The organism is Streptomyces spectabilis (assembly GCF_008704795.1).
Lineage (GTDB): Bacteria > Actinomycetota > Actinomycetes > Streptomycetales > Streptomycetaceae > Streptomyces > Streptomyces spectabilis.
Genome location: NZ_CP023690.1, coordinates 7,141,498 through 7,165,293, shown reverse-complemented (window position 1 = coordinate 7,165,293; position 23,796 = coordinate 7,141,498). Strand labels below are relative to the sequence as shown.

Below are 23,796 nucleotides of genomic sequence, written 5' to 3'. Positions count from 1 at the left end.
GCCACTGTCATGACGTACGACTCCCTGGTCAACCGCGGCGACTACTTCTCGGCCCACTACCTCGCCGAGGTGTTGCCCAAGGATCTGAAGACGGGCCTGCTCCAGACGTGGAAGGAGCGGGAAGAGGCCGCCAGGCCGCCGGCCGGCACGGGCGAGGCGGGCGAGACCGCCTCCGCCGATGACACCGCGCACCAGGACGCCGGTACGGCCCTGCCCGTCACCCCGCGGGCCGGGCTTCGGGCACTGCGCCGCGACTACTTCCGGGCCCGGTCGTTCTTCGCCCTCCCCGAGGACGCCGAGGGCACCGCCTCCACGCCCGACACCGAGGACGACTCGGTGACGTACGACGCCCCCGTGTGGCGTGAGCGGATGCAGGCTCTCAACGCCGACGTCCTGCGCGCGCTGGGCTACGACGCGAAGGCGGGCACGCTCACAGTGGAGCGGGCCGGCCAGGGCTACGAGGTCACGGTCGCCCACGCCGAGAAGGGCCTCGTCGCGGTCGACTGCGGCTGGGCCGCCGAGCCGGACGCGGCCCTGGACCCCGACGGCCCCGGCCGTCTCCTCGTCCCCGTCGCCCTCGACGGTTCGAACAGCCTTACCACTGGCTCCAAGCTGGCCTCCTTCCTGTTCGCCTGCGACGACGCCCCGCGCTATGTCCTGCTGCTCGTCGGTGGCGTCGTCGTCCTGGCCGATCGCATGGCCTGGGGCGAGGGCCGTTACCTGGCGGTCTCCCTCGACACCGCGCTCCAGCGCAACGACACGAGGGCGGGCGGCGAACTCGACACCGTCGCCGCCCTGTTCGGCACCGACTCCCTCCGCACCCCCGAAGAAGGCGGCGAGAACCCCCTCGCCGAACTCGTCGGCAAGTCCACCAAGCACGCGGTGGGCGTCTCCGGCGAGCTGCGCGACGGGCTGCGGCTGAGCGTCGAGCTGATCGCGAACGAGGTCCTGGATCGCCTGCGCGAGCAGGGTATCCGGCCCGAGGACATCGGCGAACTCCCCGACTTGGGGCGCCAGTTGACCCGCGAGTCGCTGCGCTACCTGTACCGCATCCTGTTCCTGTTGTACGCCGAGGCCCGCCCCGAGCTGGGCATCCTGCCGTCCGACTATCCCGAGTACCAGCTGGGCTACGGCCTCGGGCGGCTCGGCGAGCTCGTGGCGGAGCGGGACCTAATCGACGAGAAGTCCCGCCGCGGCTTCTACCTGTACGAGTCCCTGGACCTGCTGTTCCGCAAGGTCCAGGACGGCTACCGGCCGCGCCGTACGCACGGGAAGGCGAACGAGCCAGAGGAGACGGAGACCACCGACGTCGTCGGGCCGAAGGCCAGCGAAGACCTCGGCCTGCGCTTCGAGCCCCTGCACTCCACGCTCTTCGAGCGGGACTCGATCCGGCTGATCGGCGCGGACACCGTCACCGACCCGCGCCACGACGCCGACGAGGCCCTCGCTCGTGGCGATTCGGTCCGCTACCTCGACACCCGGCTCCGTAACGCCACCCTGTACGAGGTCCTGCACAAGCTCATGCTCACGAAGGGCAAGAAGGGCGAGCGCGGCGGCTTCATCTCGTACGCGCAGCTGGGCATCAACCAGCTCGGCGCCGTGTACGAGGGCCTGATGTCGTACTCCGGCTTCATCGCGGGCGAGGAACTGTACGAGGTCGCCAAGGGCGGCGACCCAAAGGACGGCTCCTGGCTGGTGCCCAAGTCGAAAGCCGACGAGTACGCGGACACGGTCTTCGTCCGACGCCCTGACCGGGACACGGGCGAGGAACTGCGGGTCCGCTACGCCCCCGGCTCGTTCGTCTACCGGCTCTCCGGCCGCGACCGCCAGACCTCGGCCTCGTACTACACACCGGAGTCGCTGACCAAGGTCACGGTGCAGCTGGCCCTCCAGCACCGCCTGGACCAGGACGACACCGTGACCGAGGCTCGCGAGCTGCTCGACTGGAAAATCTGCGAACCGGCCCTCGGCTCGGGCGCGTTCCTCAACGAGGCGATCAACCAGGTCGCCGCCGAGTACCTGCGCCGCCGGCAGAAGGAACTCGGCCGCTCCATCGACACGGAGCAGTACGCCGTCGAGCTCCAGAAGGCCAAGGCGTACATCGCCCTGCACAACTCGTACGGCGTGGACCTCAACGAGACAGCCGTGGAGCTGGCCGAGGTGTCGTTGTGGCTCAACACCATGCACCCCGGCATGGAGGCCCCTTGGTTCGGCCTCCACCTGCGGCGCGGCAACTCGCTGATCGGCGGCCGACGCGAGGTGTACGGCCCCGAGCGCCTGAAGAAGGGCGGCTGGCTGGGGACGACGCCGGAGCGGTACCCGCTGGCGGACGCGCAGGCGGGTGCGCCGCTGCCAGAGGGTTCAGTGCACCACTTCCTCCTCCCCGCGAAGGAGTGGGGCGCGGTCGCCGCCGAAAAGGAGGCGAAGGCGCTCGCGCCGGAGGCCGCGAAGGCGCTGGGTGCTTGGCGCAAGGCGGTCACGAAGTCCCCATCGGCGAAGCAGACGGCCCGGTTGCAGGGCCTGGCTCGGCGCGCCGAGTATCTGTGGGACCTGGTGGTGCAGCGGCTGACGATCTCCGAGCGGGAGATCTCGCGGCGGGTGGATGTGTGGGAGGCGGAGGCTGACTGGCTGCGCTCGCCGAGAGAAGCAGTGCCTCGGGAGAAGGTGCTGGCTGACCTGACGGCAGTGGACACCCCGTACTGGCGACTGAAGAAGCTCATGGACGCGTGGTGTGCGCTGTGGTTCTGGCCGGTGCAGGAGGTGGGGCTGCTGGATGGTTCTGACGGGCGGTACGAGCGGGCGGAGGCCGTGCCCGCTCAGGGCGGAGCTGGTGCAGGGGCGGCGGCGTCCGACGTCATCCGTACGTACGAGGAGGTCGACCTCCTCGGCAACGTCACCGTGAAGGAGGTCAAGCGCGGCGACATCGACAAGCGGCGGAAGGGCAAGCGGCAGGGCGAGCAGGCATTCGCGGGCCAGCGCCGCGAGGTCATCCCGCTGGCGGAGCTGGACGACTGGCTGGACTTCGCCGAGGCACTGCTGGGCACGCACGACGTGCCGGCGGAGTCGCTGGTGTCTTCCTTTGACTCCCTGGGTGCGCTGGAGCAGTACGAGGACGAGCTGCCGGACTGGATGGGCATGGACCGGTCCTACTGGCTGGAGAGCCGGTTCCCGTGGGTCGGCGTTGCTAGTGATGTGGCGGGGCAGCAGGGGTTCTTCCATTGGGAGTTGGAGTTCGCCCAGGTGTTTGGGGGGCGGGGCGGGTTTGATCTGCAGGTGGGGAATCCGCCGTGGGTTCGGCCGCAATGGCGAGAGGACCTGGTTCTGGCGGAGTTGGAGCCTTGGTTTGTTCTTACGGACAAACCGAGCGCTGCCGAGTGGAGACTTCGCAAGGAGGCTGTATTGCAGCCGAGCGCGGGCGATCGGAGTTTCGTCCTCGACGAGTTGGCCGCACTTTCGGGACTGGTCAATGTGTTGCGTAGCTCCGCCGCGTACCCACTCCTTGCGGGTACCCAAGGCGACCTCTACCGGGCCTTCATGGCTCAGGTGTGGCATCACACCGCGTCGCACGGCAACGCAGGTCTAATCCATCCGGACACACACTTCGGCGGCGTACGCGAGGGAGCGATCCGAGCTGCCACATATAGGCATCTCCGGGTACACGCGCACTTTGTGAACTCGGCAAACTGGGCATTCGAAGACCTCGATCGCGCCCAGCAATTCGGGTTGCACGTTTACGGCACGCCGCAGGAACCCAGCTTCCTACATCTCAGCGAGCTCCGCGACGCCGATGTACTTCCGGATTCACTAACGCACGAGGGACAAGGAGCACCTCCCGGAATCAAGCACAACGGCTCGTGGGATGTCCGACCTCACCGCGAACGCGTGGTGCATGTCAGCACACCGTTGCTGGCCAGTTGGCAGTCCCTGACGGGCTCGACGGGCCCAGTGAATCAGACCCCCTTGCTTTACCCCGTCCTCGTGAGCGAGCAAGGGGCAATCAAGGCTCTGGCCGACTACCCGAGCAGCCTGGACGATTACAGCCCGTCAATTACCACAGGATATGACGAAGCGGCCGCCAAGAAGAAGGGCCTGACCCGTTGGGGAAACCAGGCTGCCACGAAGCTCACGGATGTCATCCTGCAAGGACCGCACTTCGCATCCGCGCTTCCATTCTCAAAGGAGCCAAGGATCCCCTGCCGGAGTAACAGGGACTGGGACTCACTGGTACCGACCCAGCTTGCCGAAGAATACGTCCCTGTGACCAACTACGTGCGGGCCACCGACGAAGCAACGTACATGGCGGCTCAGGACTCTTGGTTCGGAAGGCCGTACACCACGCACTTCCGGCTGGCCTGGCGCGCCATGATCCCTGCCAACAACGCCCGCAGTCTGCAGGCCGCCCTCATTCCCCCCGGCCCCGCGCACGTACACACGGTGCAGTCCCTGGCCCTGGAGGAAGGGCTCCTCACCGTTCTCAACGCGGGCTTCTGGGCTTCGCTACCCCTCGACTATCTTCTGCGCATCACTGGACGCTCCCACCACCAAAACAGCGAAGCCCGTAGAATGCCCGCCCCCAACCCCAAGCACCCCCTGGCACCCGCCCTGCTACTTCGCGCCCTCCGCCTCAATGCACTGACCAGGCACTACTCACCGCTCTGGGAAGAGTTGTTCGACCCTCGGTGGGCAGGCTACGAAGACTGGGCTAACCCCAACTGGCCGGGTTTGAAGCCCCTAGCTGCAGGTCTTCGACCCACCTGGGAATACGACACACCGCTCCGCACTGAGCACGAACGGCGCGCGGCCGTTGTCGAGTTGGACGCCCTCGTCTCCGTATGGCTCGGCATCACTGCCGACCAGCTCGTCGCGATCTTCAAGTCGCGCTACCCGCAGCTCCACGACTACGAGGCGAAGACCTGGTTCGACGCCAACGGTCGCAAGATCGCGGAGAACTTCAACACGTACGGGCACGGACAGACCAAGCAGGACTGGCTCGACTTCGAGGCCCACCTCGCCGACCCGACCAACACCCCGCCCCCTGCCGGCTACGTCGGTCCCTTCTACAAGGCTGACCGTGAAGCCGAGATGCGGGCAGCGCACGCACGCTTCCAGGCGCGGCTGGATACGGAGGTCGCCCTCGGACGGTGGACGCCCCCGGTGCGCAAGGCGGCTGAGAACACGGCGTGACACGTGGCTGCCCCAGACCATTCAAGGCCTGGGGCAGCCACGTTGCGGTTCTACCGCCTTGCGAAGCCCACGAAGGCAGTCCACGCAGATCCGTCGACCACGAGCCCAGGACGGTTCGTATCCTTCGAGTCGCGCACGTGGACGCTGCCCAGGCTTTCAGCCACCTCGACGCACTCGCCGCCGTCTCCAGCGCTGTAGCTGCTCTTGAACCAGGCAAGCGAGTCGTTCTCGTACCTCGGCTTCTGCACGTTTATCGTTCTCCCAGCAACTTCTCGATCAGAGCCTGCGAATCCCACGGTGTGAGGGCCTGAGCACGCAGGCTGCCATACGTAGCCTCCAGCTCACGGACCTTGGCCCGCTCGGTATGCAGACGGCTGTCGCTCTGCACCTCCGCGTATGCAATCCAGCGTCCGTCCTTCAACTCCATCAAGGTGAAGGGCCCTGCGAGGCCTGCATGTTCCTCACGATCGAGCGGCATCACTTGGATCTCGACGTTGCGTGACTGGCTGATCAGCAGGACGTGCTCCAGCTGTCCTCGCCAGACTTGGTTGCCTCCAAGGCGCTTGTGAAGAGCCGCCTCTTCAATCACGAAGGTCAAGTGCGGGTGCGGGCGCCTGGTGAAGATCTCCTGCCTTGCCAACCGGGCTGCGATCCGCTGCTCGATGATCTCCTCCTTCAGCAGCGGTCTCCACATCCCGAACACCGCCCTGGCGCATTCCACGGTTTGCAGCAGGCCCGGTGTCACCTGGGTCGCATACACATGAAGCTCGACCGCCTCCGCCTCCAGCTTGGCCGCATCGCGGAAGAACGCCGGGTACTGCGCCCGCGCAACCTCCTCCTTCATCTCCTTCAGGACCTCGCCCGCGTCCAGCAGGTCGTCCGCCTGGTCGATGAAGCGAGGCGGCGGCACCCTCCGCCCCTGCTCGTACGCCGCGATCGTCGAGGTGGAGTACCCCAGCCTCGCTCCGAACTCCGACCGCTCCAACCCCGCCCGTACCCGGAACCGCTTCAACTGCCGCCCGAAGACGCGCAGCATGCCCGAGCCCGGGTCCGGCGCAGGGGCACCCGGGTCGTCGTCCGGTCGCTCGGTGGGTTCGTTCATGCCCGGCATTACCTCCACCGGCCAACGCCGCTCCGCGTCGGCCGTCACGCTCCGCGCCGCCTACACGTAACCGCACGTCGCCTACCGCTACTACGCGTACGCGCCCCGTGTCTTACTCAGCGTAAGCAGCCCGCGAAAGCCTGTGTCCCATGAACAGCGAAACTTCCCCCGCACCAGCGGCGCTTGAGTTCTCAACGCGCTTCACCTCCTCGCCGCGCGGCGCCCGCCTCGCCCGCCGACTCGTCGCCCACCGCCTCGACACCTGGGGCCACCCCTACACGTCCTCCGACAACGAGACACTGGCGCTGATCGCCGCCGAGCTCACCGGCAACGCCGTGCGCCACGGTCACGTATCCGGCCGGGACTTCCACCTCCGGCTCACCGGGACCACCGACACGTTGCATATCGAGGTCACCGACACCCGTACCGAACGCGTGCCGCTGCTCTCCTCCCACGAGCCGCCCGGGGACGCCGAGTCGGGGCGCGGACTGTTCGTCGTGGCGCGGCTGGCGAGCCGGTGGGCTGTCGCGCCGCGCGTCGGTGCTCCCGGCAAGACTGTCTGGGCGGAGCTGTGCGTTTCACGCCAATGACCAGCAGGCTTTCGGAAACCAGCCGCCGGTCTGTCAGTGCCTGCCGCTAGCATCGTCCGTCCGCGTGTGCACCGCACGGGGAACCCAAGGGGGAGACAGCGAACGTGAGCACCACCCACACCGCCCCGGCCGCCGACTATCGCATCTCCATCGTCGACGAGGATCCGCTGCGCGCCCGACGCGAAGCGCGCGAGCTGCTCACCGCCCTTACCGACGCCGACCCGCTGGCCGCGCTCGACGTCCCGGGCCAGCAGCAGGACGCCGCCAGCGAAAGCCTCAAGGGCGGGCCCGTCTCCGACCTCATCGGGCTCGTGTTCAGCGGCGGCTCCTTCGTCGCCGCCGGGATTCAGATCTGGCTCGCTCGCGTGCCGCAGCGGACCATCGTCGTCACGCGGCCCGACGGCGCGTCGCTCACCATCTCCGGCAAGCAGGCCCGCGCCGACGACGCGCAGATCGAGCGGTTCCTCAACGGGAACACCGGCACGGCGGACGACGACGGCGACCAGCACGGGCCGGGCGCGGCGTGAGCGACAACGACCGGTACGCCATGCTCATCGGCGTATCCACGTACGACAGCGATCGCTACCACGATCTGCCGCCGGTCCGGGCGGACCTGCACTACATGCAGGCGGTGTTGGAGAACACCGAGATCGGCATGTACAACGAGTGCGCGATGGTCGCCGAGCCGACGCGCGCCGAGATGCTGCACGCGATCGAGGAGTTCCTGGAGGAGCGGCAGGCCAGCGAGACGGCGCTGCTCTACTTCAGCGGACATGGGGAGTTCTGCGAGGCGGACGGGCAGCTGTACTTCCTCACTCGGGATGCCGACCCGGACGACCTGCCGGGCACCGCCGTGCCCGCCGAGTTCCTGGAGCGGATGCTCCAGTCCTGCCGGGCCTCGTCGAAGGTCGTGCTGCTCGACTGCTGCTCCAGCGGCTCCGTCGTACAGGGCTGGACTGCCAAGGGGGCATCCGACGGGAGTGAATGGCCTGCGCCCAGTACCCTCCTCCGGCCGACCGGCGTGTACTTCATCACCGCCTCGGACGCCCTCCAGGCCGCCTCGGCCATGGCACCGGCCGGGTCCTCGCTCGGCACCTCCCGGTTCACCGGTGAGATCGTCGAGGGGCTGCGCAGCGGGCGGATCAAGGACAGCGGCTGGATCACGCCGGACGACCTCTTCGAGTACCTGACCTCGCAGATGGTCCGTAATGGCGTACCCGAGGAACAGCGGCCCACCAAGTCCACCATCCGCGCGACGCGCTCCCTCCCCCTGGCCCGCTCGGTGGCACGGTCCGTCCAACTCCCCGAACCGTCACGGGATGCCGCCGAAGGTCTCCCGCCCTCCTCAGCGCTGCTGAAAGCACGCCGGCTCGCCGGGCAGGACGCCCAGGATGGTGTCGACTGGCAGCGGCTCCTGCGCTACTACGCGCACTGCCTCGGCGCGCAGGCCGCGTCGGGGATGCTTCCCGACCGGGACAGCAGCCGGGGCTCCGCTTACTTCCTCCTGAACCAGGGGCCGGAGACGATCCAGTCCGGACTGGGCTCCGGTCTTCCCGCCCCTCCCCAGCTGCCCAAGCCGAAGAGCACCGGCGCGAAGGTCGACGAGGCCGCACTGCAGGAGTACTGGTACGGGTACCCGGCCATCACCCTGCCCGAGCGCGGTGGGGACGGCCGGCGGAGGGCCGCGGTGCGGATCGCGCCGCTACTGATACAACCGATGGAGCTCGCGCCCGACGAAGACGGCCGTGACCGGCTGAGCCCGAGCGGGGTGCCCTCGCTGCACACCGGTGTGATCACGGAACTGCTGGCGGACGATGACGCCGCCGAGTTGCTGGCCCGCTGGCAGCCGACCTGGCAGGAGGGCAACGGCGCCCAGATGGTCAAGGCGGTGCGGGAACTCCTGACGCAGCTCGGGCTGCCGGAATTGGAGCCGCTCGACCTGTCCGCGCTCAGCGAGCGGTCCGTCATGGACTCGCTGCGGCCCGGCGCCCACAACGCCGCGGTACTGCTCGCGCCCTCGGGTGTCGAGCGGGTCGCCACCGAGGCCCTCGTGGACAACCTGCTCCAGATATCCACGCGCACCCCGCAGATTTCCGGTACCGCGCTGGACGCGCTCCTGACGGGCGGCGGTAACGGCGGGGAGAGCGGGCGCGGTGCGCCGGTGGTGGTGTCTCCCGGACCGTGCAACGAGAGCCAGGAGCGGGCGATCACGTCGGCCATGACCCGGCCTCTCACCGTCTCCACCGGACCTCCCGGCACCGGGAAAAGCGAGGTGGTGACAGCGGTGGTGGCCACGGCGGTCACCGTCGGGCAGTCCGTGCTCGTCGCCTCCACGAACAACGAGGCCGTCAACGTGGTGGCCGAGCGCTGCGACGCGATTTCGCCAGGGCTGCTGATGCGTACGGGGAATGCCGAGGCCTTGGAGCGCGAGGCCGCGAAGCTGGAGCGGCTGCTCGCCCAGCCGATCGAAGGCCCGGCGCGGGGTTCGGCGACGGTGGCGGGCGACCTCAGGAACCGGCACGCCCGAGCCGCCGCGCACGAGGCCGAGGCGGCGCGGCTGATCGGTGAGGAGGCGCGGCTGCTGGAGCTGTTGCGGGAGCGTGCGCGCCGCGCTGACGAACTCGAACTGCCGGTGGAGCTGCTGGAGGGTGCCTGGCCCGAGAGCGGAGTCGCCGCGCTCGGGCACTGGGAAGAGCGGGCGCGAAAGGCCACTGCCGCCCGGTGGTTCTCCTTCGGCCGATGGCGCAGAGGTCGGGCCCTGTCCGCGTTCGTCGCCTCGGCCGGGGAGACCCCCGTGAGCCCTTGGCCGTCCTGGGCCACGGACCGGCCCGTACCGTCCGAACTCCTGCTCGCCCTGGCGGAGGTCGCGGCTGTGGAAGGGACGCTCAGGGACCTCGTATCGCAGCACCTCGGTCAGGACGAGGGGGCCCTGAAGCAGGCACGCCTGGAGAGCAGCGCCGGTCTGTCGGACACGTCGGGCGAGCTGGCCCGGGCGGTGGCTGCCGAGGCCATGGTTCGTGGGCGTTCGCTGATGAGCCAACGGCTCCAGGCGCTGCGCCGACGCTCCGGCTTCCAAAAGAGCCAGCGCAATCTGATGACACACCTGAAGGGGTGGGCCATCAGTACGCATTCGGTTCGCCAACTCGAACTCACCCCGGAGCTCTTCGACCTCGTCGTGATCGACGAGGCGAGCCAGTGCTCGATCCCGGCGGTGCTGCCGCTGCTCTTCCGGGCGAAGCGGGCGCTGATCATCGGCGATCCCATGCAGCTCGGGCACATCCCCGGTATCACGGCGCAGCAGGAACGACAGGCCCGCGTGCGGGCGGGGCTGAGCGCGGCCCAGCTGGAGGACCACCGGCTCACGTACCACGTGTACGCGTCGTACCACGCGGCGGCGCAACACGGCGAGGCGGCGCTGCTGCTCGACGAGCACTACCGGTGCCATCCGGCGATCGCGGACGTGGTCAACGGCTATTGCTACGCAGGGCAGTTGCAGGTCCTGACGGACGTCCGGAGGCAGGTCCCGGCGCTCGATCCGATCGGGCTGGTCGATCCGGCGCCGGTGCTGGGCTGGGTCGACGTACCGCACGGTGAGTCCGCGCGGGGCGGGGGTGGTCAGTCCTGGCGCAACCCGGCGGAGGCCGAGCGGGTACGGGAGACGGTGGACGAGCTGCTGGCGCGGCTTCCCGAGGATGCGACGGTCGGCGTCGTGACACCGTTCCGCGCGCAGAAGGAGGCTCTGGCACGGGTGTGGGCGGAGGACGACCGGGTGAGGGTCGGTACCGTGCACGCCTTCCAGGGCGGGCAGCGGGACGTCATGGTCCTGAGTCCGGTGGCAACCGGCAACACCCCTCCGCGCACGACGCACTGGGTGGCGAGTCAGGTCAACCTGTGGAACGTCGCCGTCACGCGGGCGAAGTCGCAGCTGATCACGGTAGGCAGTCATGGCTTCTGGCAGGGGCAGGCAGGGCTGCCGGCGCTCCTCGCCGACCGGTCGGAGGTGCTGGGTGCGGGGTCCTCGGCGGATCGGGGGACGGCTCTCGGGGCCGAGCCGCGGTCCGGGTTCCGTGAGGAGCTCGCGGACCGGCTCCAGGCATACCTCGGCCGCCGCGGCATCATCGATCTGGAGCGCGAGGCGGTCGTCGGCGGGCACGCAGTGGACCTGGTCTTCACAGCGGACGGCGCGAACACCGCGGTGCTCATCGACACCGGACCGGAGCACGACCAGGACCCAGCTCGTCATCTGCGGTTGACGCACGCGCACGGCGACCTGCTGCCAGGGCTGCCGTCCGGCGGCTTCGGGGCGAAGTCCGGACCGGTGACGCGGACGGTTCGGGTGCCGGCATGGCGAATCCTGGCGGGCGAGTCGATGCTGGAGCCGCTCTTCGCCTGAGGCCGGACCCCGCCCTGGTCAAGGCTGCAGGCTCCGGGCCACGTAGGTCATGTGCTGGACGTTGCCCGCCCGCAGCCAGATCGCTGCGTTTCCGGTGCCTCGCGGACCCTCGCCTCGCGCACAGTCGCGTAGCCAAGCCTCGCCCACGCCAGCCGTCGCGCCACGGAAGTCCGGCAACGCGAGGATCTCCCAGGCGACGGCGCGGATGGCAGCAGCCCGGTCATCGCCTCGCGTCAGCACATTCATGAGCACGAACGACTCGTCGGTGGTGTACCGCAGCACGCCCCAAGGCGGACCACCCTTGCCGGAGGAGGGTCCCCGTGCGATGCCGCGGGTGGAGTCGATGCCGTAGTCACCGTACTCGAGTCGGCGAACGAACTCGCGGGTGCTGCTGGTCAACTCGCGCCAGGCGAGCCAGTCCCAGCGGGGTTCCACGGCCGTGCCGTGTTCCAGGAGGCGGGCCGTCACGTCGGGGAAGCCGCCGCCAAGGACTGCGGCCGTCCGCCATGGCATCAATGGCATCAGGGCGTCGAGCGCGCGCAGCGACTCCTTGGCCGCGTCGGGCCGGTCGGCGCGCACGGCGCCCAGGTCGAGCAGGAGGTCCGCCTCGACTGCGGGATCGACTCGGGCGACCAGATCACGGACCCCGTGAGCGACGGCATCGTCCCCCTCACCGGGCATCATGACCCGTATGGCGAGCCCGCTCGCCGTGGACCGGGCGTGCTCCAACACCGCGGCTTGATGCCCCTCAGGACGCTCGGGACCCGTCACCGGGCGCAGCGGGCTCACTTCGACGTCCGCAGACAACACATGGGCCAGGACCGACAGTTGTGCCTCGTCGGCGAACGGGGCATCGACTCAGGCCGGATGGTGACGCTGGACTCGGCTCACCTCGCGTATGTCCTGCCGTACGTCCGTGGCGAGTACATCAGGGTGCAGGCCTGTACGGGGTGGAAGGTTCCACAGCGACACGATGGCCGCTTGCGCCGCCGGACTCAGTTGCCGGTACGCCTGACGAGCGTGCGGCTTCGCCGGCAGGACGGGAACGTACAGCGGTCCGGACATGACGGCTCCCCCTAGGCTCGGCCCGCGCCCTCTTACCTCGCTCTTCCCCCTCGTTTTCCCTTACTCGTTCTTCCTTGCTCGCTGCTTCAGGATCAGCCGCATCACCGCTGCGTGTAATGATGCCTTTTCAGCCTTCATGGCTGGAACGTTCAAGAACCTGGTAGCGCTGTGACCAGCGAGGTACTGTTCGTGAAGCTCGGCAGCCGAACCCCACGACGTCTGCACGTATATGACCGTGCGTCTGCCGTGGCACCGCTTGTCGACCTCGGCCGTGCTGCGCCCGGCTGCTCCACGATTGGGCACGCGTGTGAACCACCAGATTCTCGGACTGACGGTCCGGAACTTCCGCACCCTGACGGACGTGAAGCTGCCGCTGGGCCCGCTGACGGTCATGGTCGGCCCGAACGCTGCGGGCAAGTCGAACGTCCTGCACGCCCTGAGTTTCCTGGGCGACGTGTCCCGTGAAGGGATCGAACCGGCGCTGAGCGCCCAGGGCGGGTTCGACGTGCTGGCCTTCCGCGGCGGCCCGAAGCCGGTGTCACGGATATCGGTCGGCATCGAAGGCATCTGGTCGGACTTCGCCTCGGAGGACGAGCCCGACCGGTACCAGCTGAGCATCTCCCGCCCCCGGCTACCAGAAGGCTCCCGGCAGAGCCACACCATGTACCGGCGTGAGCGGTTGACCCAGCACCCGGAAGCCGGGGCACCCACATCGGTCGAGTTCGCGGGCGACCGCCTGACTCTCACAGGCCCTGCAGACGTCGAGGGCGTAGAGGTCGGACGCATGGCGTCCGGCCTGCATCAGTCGTGGGGGGCTCCCGGTTTCCCGTCCTCCAAGGCGGCCCTCGGCGAGCTGACGCGCCACCTCCGGCAGATCCGGGTCTTCGACCCCGACGTCCGGGCCGCCCGGAAGCCCTGGGGAATCACTGAATCCGGCCGCCGCCTGGAGAACGACGCCTCCAACCTCGCCGACTTCCTCAAGACGCTCAGGGATGACGGTGAAGCCTGGGACATGCTCCTGGAGGATGTCCGCACGGTGGTTCCACAGATCAGCGACATCCACCTCGTGGACGTGCCGGGCGAGGCGGGCCGTCTCGCGGTGGAGCTGGAAGAAGTCGGCCTTCGCGGGCGCACACGCTTGACCGAGGCGTCATGGGGAACCGTCCGTATCCTTTGCCTGCTGGCGATCTTCCACGATCCGGAGCCGCCACTGCTGACCTGTGTCGAGGAGATCGACCACGGCATCCACCCCCACGCTCTGAGCCTGCTCGTCGGCCGGCTCCGTGAGGCGAGTACTCGCAGCCAGTTCCTGGTGACCACGCATTCGCTCGTCGTCCTGAACGACCTGGAGCCGGAGGAACTCGTCATCTGCGAGCGCCGCAAGAACGGTGCCTCGGAAATCCCCGCACGCCGCCCCAAGGACATCCAGCGGATCATCGAGAAGTCCGAGTACGAGCCGATGGGCGACCTCTGGTACTCCGGAGCCCTGGGCGGTGGCCTGTGAGCCGCGGATCCGCGCCGTCCCGGCGGCGCCGCTCGATCATCGTCGTGGCCGGAGAGGGAGACTACGACCGCAAGGTCCTCCAGCACCTGCTCCCCGCCCTGCACCCGGGCGAATGCCCCGAGGTGCGCATGCTGAAGAAGCCCATTCGCCTGGCTCGGGCGCAGTCCAAACTCCATCCCCGGCTCCAGGACATCAAGAAGTACGCCAACGCTCTGGCGGACACGGCCGAGCTCGCTGGCATCGTCATACACGCCGACCTCGACGGCGTCGCCGACGAGTCCTACGACAAACTGCGACGCCGCCTCTGCGAGGAAATGAACGGCGTCTTCAAGGGCACTCCCACAGCTCTGGCTCTGGCCGCCTACGAGATCGAGGCCTGGCTCATGCTGTTCCCCGACGCCTTCACCGCGCTCCATCCCGGCTGGAAGCTCAAGGAGGCGGACTGTCGGCGCGACCTCGCCAAGCTGCAGAAGGCGAAGGAGCATCTCATGAAGAACCTCGGGAAGCCCGACTACCGTGAGTCACACGCGCCCCAGCTCATGGAGAAGGCCGTCAAGGGTGGCCACGTGTCTCCCAAGCCCACCGGCAACAACCGCTCCTTCATGGACTTCGCCAAGGACATCACAGCCTGGCCCAAGGCGGCATAGCCCCACGTCACCAGGGAGGTAAGAACCTCTATACGGTGGTATCGACCATCAGGGCATCGGCAAGGCAAAGGGGACCGTCGTGAAGCCCACCATGGCCGCCGCCCAGTTGCGCGGCAGTCTGACGCAGTACCTCACGACGACATACGCCCTCGCCGACGAGGACACCCGGCGCGCACTGGAGCGCTTCCTCGGGCACCCTGAGACGGGGATCTTCCGAGGGCCGTACCTCCGGATCAGGACCCCGTTCCACGTGGCCGACGACGGCTGGCAGCGGGAGCTGGAGTGGACGGCCGGGTTCCCCGGCTTCGCCCCCTACCGGCATCAGGCCACGGCCTGGGCGCGCCTGTCCACTCTGCGCGGCCCGGCCCAGCCGACGCTGGTGACCACGGGAACAGGCTCCGGCAAGACGGAGTCTTTCCTCATCCCGCTGCTCGACCACTGCCGCCGGCAGCGGGCCCAGAGGCACCGGGGCGTCAAGGCCGTCCTGCTGTACCCGATGAACGCGCTCGCCACCGATCAGGCCGGCCGCATCGGCGACTACCTGGCTCGACCGGAGCTGGCGCAGGTCACGGCCGGTCTGTACATCGGCGACCGGCCCGACACCGACTTCCGCCGGGTGATGACGCGGCGCGAGGAGATGCGCGTGTCGCCTCCGGACGTGCTGATCACGAACTACAAGATGCTCGACCTGCTGCTCCAGCGGGGCGAGGACCGCGCGCTGTGGGAAGGCGCCGACCTCGCGTATGTCGTGCTGGACGAGTTCCACACATACGACGGGGCGCAGGGCACCGACGTGGCCATGCTGCTGCGGCGGCTGGCCGCCGCGACGGGTGCGTCACGACCGGGCAGACCGCTCGGGTCGATCTGTCCGGTGGCGACGTCGGCGACCCTGGGTGAGGGTGCGCCGGGCAAGGAGGCCGGGGGCATCCTCGACGTGGCGTCGCGGGTGTTCGGGATGCCGTTCCCCGCCGACGCCGTGGTCGGCGAGGAACGGATGTCGGCCGAGGAGTTCACGGGCGCCGTCGACTACGAGCTCCCCGAGCCGCCGACACCGCAGGAGATCATCGAGTTCTCCGGTGGTCCCGGCGTGGAGGCACAACCCGACCTGCTTGACCTGAACCGGCTGGCCGAGAAGCTGCTGGGCCGCGCCGGCCTCGATGCCTTCCGCATCGGGCGGCTGCTGAAGCGCCACGACTTCACCCACGGCGTGCTGTCACTCCTCGGCGGGGAGCCGCTGGACGAGTGGGGGCTGCGGGACCGGCTGGCCCGCTTCGGGTACGCGTGGGGGCGCACCGCCCGGGAGAACCCGCAGCTCGTCCTTCAGGCGCTGTCCCGATTCGTCGCCCTGCTGTCGGCGGCGCGGGACCCGGAGTCCGACGAACGCAGGCCACGGCCTCTGCTGCACATCGAGGCGCATCTGTGGATCCGGCCGGTCACCCGCGTCCTGCGCGGCGTTGGATCGTCCCCGGAGTTCCGCTGGTACGAGGACGACCGCACCGCGGCCCGCCGGGCCGCTCTCCAGGCCACTCCGGTCGCCGACGAGGACTCCGAGGGCTCGTCCGGTGGCTGGCCGTCGGCCTCGGCCCGGCCGCGGCCACTGCCCGGAGCCGACACCGCGGTCCGGCCCGCCGAGGTGCATCTGCCCGCGGTGTACTGCCGCAACTGTGGCCGGTCCGGCTGGGCGACCCTGTCCCCCGAGGCGGATCCCCAGCGGCTGGTCATGGCACAGGACCGGATCTGGCGGGCCGCCGTGGGCCGGGACAAGCGACGCATCCGCTACTTCATCGCCGCCACGCAGAGCGAGCGACAGCAGACACTGGACGCCCTGACCAGCACGCGGCCGTCGGACGGCGGCGGAGTCGACCCCTTGTCCGTGGTGGTCCTCGACGGCGGGCAGGGCACGTACCGGCTGCCGACAGCGTCGGACGGGGCCGAACTGATCGACGCCTGGTTCGCGCTGGCCGTGCTCGACAAGAAGTCAGCCGACCGCGCCGCCAAAGACGACCGCTGCCCGGCCTGCCACACCGACAACAGCATCCGCTTCCTCGGTACCGCGCAGGCCGCGCTCGCCTCGGCGACCGTCACCCAGCTGTTCACGGGCGGCGACATTGCACTCGTGCCGGAAGAGCGAAAGACGCTGCTCTTCAACGACTCCACCCAGGACGCGGCGCACCGTGCCGGCTACGTCGCGAACGCCTCCTACAAGTTCTCGCTGCGCTCACTGCTCGCGCACAACCTGGACGAGGCGGGTGCACCGACCGCCCTCAACGACCTGATCGGACACGTGCTGGAGTCCGTGGACGATCCGGAGGCACTGGCCGCCGTCGTACCGCCCGACCTCCACGACGAGCCCGGGGTCGACCGCCTGCTCTCGGGGCGCGGTACCGGCGACGCGCGGACGTGGAAGCTGATCGGCGAGCGGCTCGCGTTCGCCACCGTGATGGAGTTCGGACTGCGCAGTCGCATGGGGCGCACTCTGGAGCTGACGCGGACGGCCGCTGCCGAGGTGGTGGTCGCGGAGCCCGACCGGGTGATGTCCCTCGCGCGCGACATCCATCTGTCCCTGCCGGGCCAGCTCCTTGTCACGGGTGGGCTGCCCACACCCGAACGCTACCTCGCCTATGTGCGCGGCCTTCTGGAGCGCCTGCGGTTGCGCGGTGGGGTCCACCACCGCTGGCTCGACACGTGGATGAAGGAAGCCGGCACGAACCGGTTCCTCATCTCCGGTCGCAGGCCGGAGGGCATGCCCGCGTTCCCCGAAGGCATCGCCCCTCCCCGCTTCCTCCTGGACGGGCAGAAGGACAAGTCCGAGTTCGACGCGATCACCGGACGCCTGGGCTGGTACCAGGATTGGACCCGCCGCTGCCTGGACCTGGACGCCGCCGGTGCCACGGAATACCTGCGCCGACTACTGCCCGTCCTCGCCGACGAGCGGGTACTCGCGGTACGCACCACTCGTGACCGGCAGACGCGCCTCTACGGCCTGCAGCCGGGGCACATCGAGGCTCGGCTGCTCGACGACTCCGTCGTCAACAAGGCTTTCGTCAGCTGCGAGGACTGCGGCTGGCAGCAGGTGGTGGCGCCCGAGCGCCGAACCCGCTGGTACGGCCACCCTTGCCCGCGCTACCGATGCAAGGGATTGCTGACCGCACCTCAGCCGGGCATGCCTAGGACCGGCTCCAGCGCCTCCGGGTTCGGCTCGGCGGTCCGCGAGCGGGACTACACCGGCGACTACTACCGTCGGCTCTATCTGACCGGCGGGACGTTCCGGGTGGTCACCGCTGAGCACACAGGCATGCTCAGCAGGCCGGAACGCGAGCGCGTCGAACGCAGTTTCAAGGCAGGGACTCACTACACCGATCCCAATGTGCTGTCGTGTACGCCCACCCTCGAACTCGGCATCGACATCGGAGAGCTGTCCGCCGTCCTGCTGGGCTCCTTGCCCGCCGGTCCCGCCAATTACGTGCAGCGGGCAGGCCGTGCCGGCCGTCGTACGGGCAACGCGCTCGTGCTCGCCTTCGGCGGCCGCAAGGCCCGGGACCTGTACTACCTGGACGACCCGCGCGAGATGATCGCCGGGACGATCCTGCCTCCCGGCTGCTACCTGTCAGCCGTGGAGATCCTGCGCCGTCAGTACACGGCACGGTTGCTGGACCTCGCGGCGAACGGCGAGCTCCGGACGTCCGACGGTGAACCGCTCGCGCCCGTCCCCCGGCTGTCCTCGGCTCTGTTCGGCACCACGGGCTGGTGCCAGGACCTGGCGGACGCAGCCCAGACCCACGGTGCCGCACTGGTAGGCGACTTCCTCGACCTGTTCCCGGCGGGCAGCGACGCGGACGGCTCCGAGAGCGGGGGCGTCTCGGCCTACGCGGTGGAGGAGCTGAAGGCGTACGCCACGGGCGGCATCGTCAGAGCCCTGCAGGAGGCGGAAGAGGACTGGACCGGGCGGCGCGAGGAGCTCCGCCGCAGGATCGCGGCGATCGACGAGGCCGCCGAGCACCTGGTCCGTACGGATGCCGTACAGGACCGCGAACGCCGCGAACTGCTCGCCGAACGGCGCAGCACCGGGGATCTGCTGCGGGAACTCAGCCAGTCGAGTGCCCACGGCACCCTCGTGGAACTGGGCCTGCTACCGAACTACAGCCTCACCGACACCACCACGCAGCTGGAAGCGACGCTGTACTGGACGGAGACCCCGGACGACGAAGAGGTCGCCCCGTCGGAGGGCGCGGCCGCGGACCAGGCCAAGCGGGTCTACCGGAGCGAGACCAGGGACTACGAGCGCTCCCGCAAGCTGGCCCTGACCGAACTGGCTCCCGGCAACAGCTTCTACGTCAACGGCTACCGTCACGTGGTGCGCGCGCTCGACGTCGGCACCCCGGACCGCCGTGCCTGGGCGGAGTGGCGGCTCTGCCCAGCATGTGGGTACGTCCGTACGCACCGTGAGGCCAAGAACGACACCAGTCCGTGCCCCCGCTGTGGCGGGCGGGAGATCGCCGACGCGGGCTGCGTACAGCACGTGCTCCAGCCGAGGCGCGTCGTCTCGCGCGACAAGAGAGACGACGCGAGGGTGCGGGACGACCGTGACGAGCGGGACCGCCGACACTACGCGGTGCTGACGACGGTGGACATCGATCCGGAGCGGATCACCCCTGGGTCGTGGCGGCACGAAACGGCCGTGTTCGGCGTGGACTTCACCCGGCAGGCGACGATCCGTACGTTCAACCTGGGGTTGGACCGCGAAGAGGGCAGCAGCACGGTACCGCTCGCCGGCGAGGACGTACGGCTCAATCCCTTCTACGTGTGCACGAGTTGCGGTGGCGCCACGGCGGAGGGCCGGCCCGTCGTGGACGTGCCGCAGCACGCGCTGACGGAGTCAGGGGCGGCGAGCACCTCGGCCGCCACTCACCACCTGCTGTGGTGTCCCCGCCGCCGGGTCAAGGGAGCCTCCGCGGACGAGCGGCAGGGCAATGGTCAGGACGTGCCGCTGCTGCTGGCGCACGAGCTGAGCACGGAGGCGGTGCGCGTCCTGCTGCCCGCCTCCGTGGCCCGCGCAAAGGAACGGCTGGCATCGTTCACGGCCGCGCTGTTCGCGGGTATCGCGGCACAGTACGGCGGCGATCCCGACCACATCGACATCGCCGAGGCCACGATGCCCGATCACTCGGGCGTCAACGGCTCCGACTGGCCGCGGCGGTTCCTCGTGGTCTACGACCGCCTGCCGGGAGGCACCGGCTACCTGCACCGGCTCGCGTCCGCCGACGGCTTCCGGGAGGTGCTGCTCAAGGCACGGGACGTCATCGAGAACTGCGGCTGCCGCGAGAAGGGGCTCGACGGCTGCCACCAGTGCCTGCTGCGCCGCGTGCCGGCGGCCGACTACGACAAGGTCAGCCGTAATGAGGTACGGCAGATGCTGGAGGACCTCCTCGGTGAGGACGGTTCCCGCTGGCGGACCTCACCCGTGGCGACGACTCGGCACATCCCGCTGGAGCGGCAGGCCGAGAGCGACCTCGAGATCATGTTCATCGACACGCTCCAGGAGTGGGCGAGGCTGACCGAGTCCGGGGCGGCGGCAGACGCTTACACCACGTCGGCCGGCACGTACGCCCTCGATCTGCGACTGACGGGGGACGACGGGACGACCGTCAGCTGGCGTGTGTCGCAGCAGCGCGCGCTGGAGGGCACACGGCCCGACATACTCCTCGAACGTCTCGACGCTCCGAGCCCCCGTGTCGCCGTCTACCTCGACGGTTACGCCTATCACGCGACCCCCTCGCACAACCGGCTGGCCGGCGACGCCACGAAGCGGACCGGACTGCGCAGCGAGGGACTACGGGTGTTCCAGCTGACGTACGACGACGTCAAGGAGTGGCGTGAGCGCGTACGGGACACCGGATACGCGGGTGTGGGCCCGGCCGCCCCGGTCTGGGAGCCCTACCCGACGGAGGCGCAAAACCGGGCACGCGACTACTACAGCCGCATCGGCGGAGGGCTGCCCGGCGAGCTGTCCGACGCCATCTGGGTCAACCCCTCCCGACTCCTGCTCGCGTACCTCCGGTCCCCCGACGCCTCACGCTGGCAACGGCGTGCCGAGGCGGCGGCCGCCGGACTCAGCGGTGCCACGGGCGCCCGAGGCGCCGCTCTTGGAGCCGGAGGTCTCGGGTCGGCGCTTCGCTCGGCACTGCGGGGTGAGACGCCCACGGGCGCGACGGGGCCGATCCGACTGATGTACGGCCCCGACGCCTCCGGCTGCCGGCTCGTGTTGGCCGCGGACGGCAGGCGCACCCCACCCGTGTGGACCGGTCTTACGGTCCTGGACGACAGCGCCGAGGCCATGGCTGACGCAGGAACCCACCGGCGACGCTGGCGGGCCTGGCTGTACTGGAGCAACGTGCTGCAGTTCCTGGACCACGGAGGCGGCGACAGCGCCCAACTCACCACCAGTCTGCTCGACGGCTTCGCCACCGAGGTGCTGACCGTGACCGGCGGCGAGGGATGGCTGCCGTCCACCCGGACCGAGCTCGCCCGGGCGGAGCCCGCACCGGCCGGAGTCACTGCGTCCGCGGTGGAGGTCGGCGCAGTCCGGGACAGCGCTCCGACAGCTGCTGTCGCCGAGGCGGCCGTGGTCCCGACAACGGGCCGAGCCCCGGGGTGGGACCCTGTGCTGGAATACCTCGATCCCGACGAGGCAGGTCTCTCCGAGCTGGCAAGGGCCCTGGCCGACGCAGGGGTATCGGCGCCCGAGGACGGTTACGAGCTGGACGAGCGAGGCTGGCAGGCCGAACTGGCCTGGCCCGCGGCGCGCATCGGCGTGGTCCTCGCCGCCCGTGAGAACGGCCCGGAGCCCGATCACGAGGCCGCGGACAGGGACAAGGCGTTCACGGCCGCCGGCTGGGACATCCGTACGGCCATCGCCTGGGACACCGCGGAGCTGATCGCCCGTCTGACCGGACGGGGCCAGGGCACGAACCACGACAGCACCGACGACGGGGAGCACACACGATGACCGCCTCGGGCGTGACACTGCGCCTGCTCGACAAGGCCGACAAGGAGATCCTCAAGCTCCCTCGCACGGTCAAGGGCGCCTTCTTCGACTTCCAGCACAAGTTCAAGACCAATCCGCACACCACCGGTCTCAAACTCCAGCAGCTCAAGGGAGACAGCAGGCTGTGGTCGGCGCGAGTCAGCGACGACTACCGGGCGCTGCTGATCCGGCTCGCCGACGACGACTGGCTGATCGTCTCCGTCAAGCACCGCAAGGACGTCTACGACCGGCTGTCGGCAGGGGTCAACCACGTCACCGGTGGAATCGAGTACGTCGACCTGGAGGTCGTGGAGGAGAGCATCCTCCGCCGCCTTCCCCCTCCGTCTGTCACCCCGGCGGCCGCGCCTGAACCGGCCAAGCCGCAGGAGCTCTTCGCGGCCTGGTCAGACACCCAGCTGTCGGAGCTCGGAGTCGCCGAACCACTGCTCCCGGTCATCCGGACGCTCACCACCGAAGACCAGTTGCTCGGCCTGGTCGAGTACGCGCCCCAGCTCACCGGCGAAGTGCTACTCGCGCTCTTCGACGGCAAGGCGTACGACGACGTCCTCGACCAGGTGACCGCGCCCGTCGCCGCCGCCGAGCCGGTCGACCCCGACGACTTCCAGGCCGCGGCACAGCGCCCGGCCACAGTGGTCACCACCTCCGACGAGGCGCTCCGAGAGGCCCTGGAGGGCGGCGACTTCAGCCGGTGGAAGGTCTTCCTCCACCCCACGCAGGCCAAGCTCGTGGAACGACGCTACTCGGGGCCGGCCCGGGTCGGCGGGGGCCCGGGCACGGGCAAGACCATCGTCGCCCTGCACCGGGTGCGTCATCTGGTGCGGCAGTTGCGGCCCGGTCGCGACAAGCCGGTTCTGCTGACCACGTACAACAAGAACCTCGCTGCGGATCTGCGGTCCCGACTCCTTGAACTGGGCGGCGAAGAGCTGCTGTCCCGCATCGAGGTCAGCCACGTCGACCAGCTGGCGCTCCGCATCGTGCGCGAGGCCGAACCGGGCAGCGGCAAGCAGGTGATGGACGACAGTCAGGCCGTACGGGAATGGCGGGCACTGCTGGACGAACTGGGGGAAGAGCGCTGGGACCCCGAGTTCCTGCACGACGAATGGACCCAGGTGATCCTCGGGCAGGCCGTCGCCACGCGCACCGACTACTTCCGCGCCCGGCGAGCCGGACGCGGCCGCAATATCACCCGCAGTGAGCGCGCCGAGATCTGGCAGCTTGCCGAACGCTTCACCCAGCGCCTGGACCGCCTTGGACGTCAGACCTGGGACCAGGTCGCCGAACGCGCCGCACGCCTGGAGCTCGGACGCGAGCAGCGAATCCTCTCCATCGCGCGCCAACGGGATGAGGCCGGCGGTCTCGACAACATCCACCTCCAGGACGGCTCAGGCGGCTGGCTGCGCTATCGGTACCGGCACATCGTGGTGGACGAGGCACAGGATCTGCGCCCCGCTCACTGGAAGATGCTGCGTGCGATGGCCCCTCGGGAAGCGGACGACCTGTTTCTCGTCGGCGACACCCATCAGCGCATCTACAAGAACCAGGTGACGCTCGGTAGCCTGGGCATCAACATCCGGGGCCGATCGTCCAAGCTGAGCCTGAGTTACCGCACGACGCGACAGATCCTTCGCTCCGCGCTCGACGTGCTGGGTGAGACGGACTACGACGACCTCGACGGCAGCCAGGAGACGCTGGCCGGCTACCGGTCCGTACTCAGCGGAAGGCAGCCGTCCGGACACTCGTTCCCCGACTGGGCCGCCGAGCGGGAAGGCATCGCAGCCCTGATCCAGGAATGGGACGCCGACCCTGACTTGAGGATTCCGCACGAGCAGATCGCGATCTGCGTGCCGACGAACCAGATGGCCTCCGAAATCGGCTACACGCTCGGGTTGCACGGAATCCGTCCGGTGGAGATCCGTGCGGATGGGCCACATGGAGACGGTGGAGTACATATCGGCACGATGTTCCGGTTCAAGGGGCTTGAGTACCAGCGGATGATCATCGCAGGGATCGCGGACGGCCTGGTTCCGCGCGATGCGGTGAGCCGGTTGCGCACGAGTGACCCAGCGCGGTATCGCCATGAGATGCAGCGTGCTCGGTCCCTGTTGTTCGTCGCAGCCACTAGGGCTCGGGACAGCGTGGATGTCTTCTGGCACGGCACGCCCAGCCCGTTCCTCGGCCCGGCGCTGACGCAATAGGCGTAGAACTCGGCGGGTGCACTCCACGACCACCCCCGAATAGAGCACTCTGGGACTTTGGGCCGTAGAGC

The 23,796-nt window shown here is 69.2% G+C and carries 11 protein-coding genes; 8 read left to right on the top strand and 3 right to left on the bottom strand.

Going from position 1 to position 23,796, the window contains the following annotated elements:
• The first annotated feature begins 9 nt into the window (after positions 1–9).
• Entirely contained in the window at positions 10–5,184 is a 5,175-nt protein-coding gene (locus CP982_RS31445; RefSeq protein ID WP_150513541.1) for a class I SAM-dependent DNA methyltransferase, read from the top strand.
• 50 nt (positions 5,185–5,234) lie between these two features.
• Here the strand turns inward: CP982_RS31445 and CP982_RS31440 are convergent, their stop codons facing one another.
• Complete coding sequence (locus CP982_RS31440; RefSeq protein WP_150513540.1) at positions 5,235–5,432, bottom strand: DUF397 domain-containing protein; 198 nt, start codon at positions 5,430–5,432, stop codon at positions 5,235–5,237.
• Between the two features lie 2 nt (positions 5,433–5,434).
• Entirely contained in the window at positions 5,435–6,286 is an 852-nt protein-coding gene (locus CP982_RS31435; RefSeq protein ID WP_150513539.1) for a helix-turn-helix domain-containing protein, read from the bottom strand.
• A 149-nt stretch (positions 6,287–6,435) separates the two neighbouring features.
• Here CP982_RS31435 and CP982_RS31430 point away from each other — a divergent pair, with 149 nt between their 5' ends.
• The 3 genes from CP982_RS31430 (at position 6,436) to CP982_RS31420 (ending at position 11,269) form a co-directional block, all read left to right on the top strand.
• Positions 6,436–6,876 carry an ATP-binding protein gene (locus tag CP982_RS31430; RefSeq protein WP_150513538.1) on the top strand — a complete coding sequence of 147 codons (441 nt, stop codon included), beginning with the start codon at positions 6,436–6,438 and terminating at the stop codon, positions 6,874–6,876.
• 104 nt (positions 6,877–6,980) lie between these two features.
• Positions 6,981–7,403, top strand: a complete 423-nt coding sequence (locus tag CP982_RS31425) for an effector-associated constant component EACC1 (RefSeq protein WP_150513537.1) — start codon at positions 6,981–6,983, stop codon at positions 7,401–7,403.
• Positions 7,400–11,269: a caspase, EACC1-associated type gene (locus CP982_RS31420; protein WP_150513536.1), complete on the top strand. Its 3,870-nt coding sequence runs from the start codon at positions 7,400–7,402 to the stop codon at positions 11,267–11,269. The genes CP982_RS31425 and CP982_RS31420 overlap by 4 nt, the downstream gene beginning before the upstream one ends.
• Before the next feature lie 18 nt (positions 11,270–11,287).
• On the opposite strand, the gene CP982_RS31415 is transcribed toward CP982_RS31420, so the two are convergent.
• Positions 11,288–12,088 (bottom strand): beta family protein, encoded by an 801-nt coding sequence (locus CP982_RS31415; protein WP_260422959.1) that lies wholly within the window; start codon positions 12,086–12,088, stop codon positions 11,288–11,290.
• A 475-nt stretch (positions 12,089–12,563) separates the two neighbouring features.
• On the opposite strand from CP982_RS31415, the gene CP982_RS31410 reads away from it, so the two are divergent.
• From CP982_RS31410 to CP982_RS31395, 4 genes are all read left to right on the top strand, one after another.
• A complete protein-coding gene (locus tag CP982_RS31410; RefSeq protein ID WP_221515270.1) occupies positions 12,564–13,838 on the top strand; it encodes an AAA family ATPase in 1,275 nt (424 codons plus the stop codon).
• A 44-nt stretch (positions 13,839–13,882) separates the two neighbouring features.
• The gene (locus tag CP982_RS31405; RefSeq protein ID WP_229878679.1) at positions 13,883–14,485 is read left to right on the top strand and encodes a hypothetical protein; all 603 of its coding nucleotides are present in this window, start codon (positions 13,883–13,885) and stop codon (positions 14,483–14,485) included.
• Positions 14,486–14,564: 79 nt separating this feature from the next.
• Positions 14,565–21,491 (top strand): DEAD/DEAH box helicase, encoded by a 6,927-nt coding sequence (locus CP982_RS31400; RefSeq protein WP_150513535.1) that lies wholly within the window; start codon positions 14,565–14,567, stop codon positions 21,489–21,491.
• Positions 21,488–23,725 (top strand): UvrD-helicase domain-containing protein, encoded by a 2,238-nt coding sequence (locus CP982_RS31395; protein ID WP_150513534.1) that lies wholly within the window; start codon positions 21,488–21,490, stop codon positions 23,723–23,725. Before CP982_RS31400 ends, CP982_RS31395 begins: the two co-directional genes overlap by 4 nt.
• Positions 23,726–23,796 lie beyond the last annotated feature (71 nt).